Source organism: Cellulosimicrobium cellulans (genome assembly GCF_042723955.1).
Taxonomy (GTDB): Bacteria; Actinomycetota; Actinomycetes; order Actinomycetales; family Cellulomonadaceae; genus Cellulosimicrobium; species Cellulosimicrobium cellulans_H.
The window spans coordinates 12,214-15,243 of the sequence record NZ_JBHXIC010000096.1 but is presented as its reverse complement, the minus strand read 5'-3'; the positions used below and the strand labels follow the sequence as shown (position 1 = coordinate 15,243).

The following is a 3,030-nucleotide window of genomic DNA, read 5'->3' as shown; positions in this document are numbered from 1 at the left end:
CACGCCGCCACACCACCCGGCGCCGGGGCCGGGCGCGCCCCCCCCCCCCGCGGCCGGGGGGGGGGGGGGGGCGGGCGCCCCCCCCCCCCCCGCCCCTGATCCGCGAGATCGTCCGCGAACCAGACCTCACGCAGCAGGACCGTATGCACCGGGAGCACGAGTGACCACCACAGCCCCACCCACGACGCCGGGCCCCGCGCCGGGCGGCCCGTCCGGCGCGCCGCGCCCAGGCGCCCCGCGCCGTCGTGCGCGGAACACCGACCGCGGCGTGAACCGCGCGTTCCGCTGGACGGCGACGGGCGCCGGGGGGCTCATCCTCGCCGTCCTCGCCGCGGTCGCGATCTTCCTCGTGATCCGTGCGTGGCCCGCGCTCACCGCGGGAGGGGACGTCCTGTCCGAGGAGGTGTCGTGGTTCCCCGAAGGGGCGTCCCTCGTCTCGTTCGTCGGGCCGCTGATCTTCGGCACGCTCCTCGCGGCCGCACTCTCGCTGCTCCTCGCGACGCCGGTCGCGATGGGCATCGCGCTCTTCATCTCGCACTACGCGCCGCGCCGGCTCGCGTCGACCCTCGGGTACGTCGTCGACCTGCTCGCGGCGATCCCCAGTGTCGTCTACGGCCTGTGGGGCTCGCTCGTGCTCCCCCCGATCGTCGTCCCGGTGTGGTCGTGGCTCGCCGACACGTTCGGCTGGTTCCCGCTCTTCGCCGGGCCCGCCTCGCCGACCGGCCGCGTCCTGCTCACCGTCGCGCTCGTGCTCGCCGTGATGATCCTGCCGATCATCACCGCCGTGAGCCGCGAGGTGTTCCTCCAGACGCCGAAGCTTCACGAGGAGGCCGCGCTCGCGCTCGGCGCGACGCGCTGGGAGATGATCCGCACGGCGGTGATCCCGTTCGGGCGCTCGGGCGTCATCTCGGCCGCGATGCTCGGCCTCGGTCGCGCGCTCGGCGAGACGATGGCCGTGCTGATGATCCTCTCGCCCGGGCTCCTCTACTCGTTCAAGATCCTGCAGGCCGGGCAGCAGCAGACGATCGCCGCGAACATCGCCGCCGACTTCCCCGAGGCCAACCCGCTCGGGGTGAGCGCGCTCATCGCGACCGGCCTCGCGCTGTTCCTCATCACCCTGCTCGTCAACATGGGCGCCCGCGCGATCGTCGCGCGGCGCAAGGACTTCTCGGGAGCCAACTGATGAGCGCCCTCAGCACCAGCCCCGCGCGCGGGGCCTCCGCCCCGGACCCGGAGCGCACCGCCTCCGTCCGCGCGCTCCTGCGCGGCGCGGACGCCGGCCGCCGCCGCAAGGACCGCACGATGACGGTCCTCATGTGGAGCGCGTTCGCCCTCGCGATGGTGCCGCTCGTGTCGGTCGCGTGGACCGTCGTCGTGCACGGCATGGAGCGGTTCAACGTCTACTTCCTCACGCACTCGATGCGCGGAGTGTTCGGCGGCATGGACGCGGGCGGCATCTACCACGCGATCCTCGGCACGCTGCTCATCACGCTGGGTGCCGCGGTGATCTCGGTCCCGATCGGCCTGCTCGCCGCGATCTACCTCGTCGAGTACGGCCGCGGGCCCCTGGCGCGCGCGGTGACGTTCTTCGTCGACGTCATGACGGGCATCCCGTCGATCGTCGCCGGCCTCTTCGCGTACGCGCTCTTCGCGGTGATCTTCGGGCCGGGGGTGCGCATGGGCATCGTCGGCTCGGTCGCGCTGTCCGTCCTCATGATCCCCGTCGTCGTCCGCTCGTGCGAGGAGATGCTCCGCCTCGTGCCCAACGAGCTGCGCGAGGCGGCCTACGCGCTCGGCGTGCCCAAGTGGCTCACCGTCGTGCGGGTCGTGCTGCGCACGTCGATCGCGGGCATCACGACGGGCGTCATGCTCGCCGTGGCACGCGTCATCGGCGAGACCGCGCCGCTCCTCATCACCGTCGGCGTCGTCGACTCCATCAACGGCAACCTCTTCGAGGGCCGCATGATGACGCTGCCCGTGTACGTGTACCGGCAGTACAGCCAGGGCCTGGTGCCCTGCAGCAACGTCACCGACGTCGTGTGCATCCCCGACATCAACTACGACCGGGCCTGGGCGGCCGCCCTGACGCTGATCCTCATCGTCATGCTGCTCAACCTCGTCGGGCGACTCGTCACCCGCTGGTTCGCCCCCAAGACCCTCCGCTAGAACAGGACAGCTCCGATGGCACAGCGCATCGACGTCAAGGACCTCAACATCTACTACGGCGACTTCCTCGCCGTGCAGGACGTCGGCATGACGATCGACCCCAAGTCCGTGACGGCCTTCATCGGCCCGTCCGGCTGCGGCAAGTCGACGTTCCTGCGGACCCTCAACCGCATGCACGAGGTCATCCCCGGCGCGCGCGTCGAGGGGACGGTCGCGATGGAGGGCGTCGACCTCTACGGGGACGACGTCGACCCGGTCGCCGTCCGTCGTCAGGTCGGCATGGTCTTCCAGCGGCCGAACCCCTTCCCGACGATGTCCATCAAGGAGAACGTCCTCGCCGGGGTGAAGCTCAACAACAAGCGGATCTCGAAGTCCGCGGCGGAGGAGCTCGTCGAGACCTCGCTGCGCGGCGCGAACCTGTGGAACGAGGTGAAGGACCGCCTCGACCGCCCGGGCTCGGGCCTGTCCGGCGGGCAGCAGCAGCGCCTGTGCATCGCGCGCGCCATCGCGGTCAAGCCGCAGGTTCTCCTCATGGACGAGCCCTGCTCGGCGCTCGACCCGATCTCGACGCTCGCGATCGAGGACCTCATCGCGGAGCTGAAGGACGAGTACACGATCGTCATCGTCACGCACAACATGCAGCAGGCGGCGCGCGTGAGCGACCGGACCGCGTTCTTCAACATCGCGGGCACCGGCAAGCCGGGGCGCCTCATCGAGATGGACGACACCGCGACGATGTTCTCCTCGCCCACCCAGCAGGCCACGGAGGACTACATCTCCGGCCGCTTCGGGTGACCTGAGCTCCGGCGGCCCTGGCGGGCCGGGCGAACCGACGACGGCGCCCCTCCCCACGCGGGGGAGGGG

3 protein-coding genes are annotated in these 3,030 nt (G+C 71.4%); all 3 read left to right on the top strand.

The window, feature by feature from the left end; all coding sequences use genetic code 11:
- The first annotated feature begins 160 nt into the window (after nt 1-160).
- From pstC to pstB, 3 genes are read left to right on the top strand one after another with little or no spacing between them, the layout of a single operon-like run.
- Nucleotides 161-1,183: a phosphate ABC transporter permease subunit PstC gene (pstC, locus tag ACFWH7_RS18455; protein WP_378218694.1), complete on the top strand. Its 1,023-nt coding sequence runs from the start codon at nt 161-163 to the stop codon at nt 1,181-1,183.
- A complete protein-coding gene (pstA, locus tag ACFWH7_RS18450; protein ID WP_378218692.1) occupies nt 1,183-2,166 on the top strand; it encodes a phosphate ABC transporter permease PstA in 984 nt (327 codons plus the stop codon). Before pstC ends, pstA begins: the two co-directional genes overlap by 1 nt.
- Nucleotides 2,167-2,181: 15 nt before the next feature.
- Entirely contained in the window at nt 2,182-2,961 is a 780-nt protein-coding gene (gene pstB, locus ACFWH7_RS18445) for a phosphate ABC transporter ATP-binding protein PstB (protein ID WP_087469843.1), read from the top strand.
- The last annotated feature ends 69 nt before the right edge of the window (nt 2,962-3,030 follow it).

What these genes read in the sequence shown, in the direction of transcription:
- pstA (WP_378218692.1), top strand. Translation starts at nt 1,183, where the DNA reads ATGAGCGCCCTCAGCACCAGCCCCGCGCGCGGGGCCTCCGCCCCGGAC.
- pstB (WP_087469843.1), top strand. Translation starts at nt 2,182, where the DNA reads ATGGCACAGCGCATCGACGTCAAGGACCTCAACATCTACTACGGCGAC.